This is a genomic window from Vibrio sp. D173a (assembly GCF_030248475.1).
Window position 1 is genome coordinate 1 of record NZ_JAHGAH010000943.1, and the last position, 957, is coordinate 957.

1 protein-coding gene is annotated in these 957 nt (G+C 48.7%); it reads right to left on the reverse strand.

Translation table 11 applies throughout. The features are described 5' to 3' along the window. On the reverse strand, positions 1-957 hold a 957-nt coding region (gene bioA / locus KIV40_RS30435; RefSeq protein WP_285353001.1), incomplete at both ends, for an adenosylmethionine--8-amino-7-oxononanoate transaminase.

The following is a 957-nucleotide window of genomic DNA, read 5'->3' on the forward strand; positions in this document are numbered from 1 at the left end:
CGCCCAACCAACGAACATCTTTAACTAACTCATGTTGTTTGAGTTGTGGAAGCAGCTCTGAGAAAAGCGATTCGATTTGTTTCGTCTGTAGTTGCCAATCACCTTGTTCGATTAATCCAAGACTTGCTGCACCAACGGCACACGCTAGTGGGTTACCCATGAAGGTAGGGCCGTGCATAAAACATCCGGCTTCGCCGCCACAGACTGTATCGGCAACGTCTTTACTTGCTAGCGTTGCTGAGAGTGTCATGTATCCGCCAGTGAGTGCTTTGCCAACGCATAGAATGTCCGGTTGAATATCGGCATGCGCACAGGCAAACAGCTTGCCCGTGCGGCCAAAGCCTGTGGCAATCTCGTCAAGAATCAACAGCACGTTGAATTCATCGCACATTGCTCTCACTTGTTTTAGAAACTCTGGGTGATAGATACGCATGCCGCCAGCACCCTGAACGATAGGTTCTAAGATCACCGCTGCGATCTCTTGATGATGTGTGCCGAGCTTTTCTCTGAAGCTGTTGATGTCGTCCGGGTTCCACTCATCCCAAAAACCAGTTTTTGGTGAGGCCGCGAAGATATGCTCTGGTAGGAACCCTTTGTAAAGGCTATGCATGGAATTGTCTGGATCAGTCACCGACATCGCAGCAAAAGTATCGCCATGATAGCCATCTCTTAGCGTTAAGAACTTAGATCTCGGTTGACCTTTTGCGTGCCAGTACTGCAATGCCATCTTTAAACTGACTTCAACAGCGACTGAGCCCGAGTCAGCCAAAAATACATGTTGCAAATTGCTCGGGGCTAGGTTGAGTAGTTTCTGACACAGATCGATTGCAGGTTGGTGAGTAATTCCGCCGAACATCACGTGTGAAACCTTGTCGATTTGGCTGTGTGCCGCTTCATTTAATACCGGGTGATTGTATCCGTGGATGGTAGACCACCAAGAAGACATGCCATCAACCA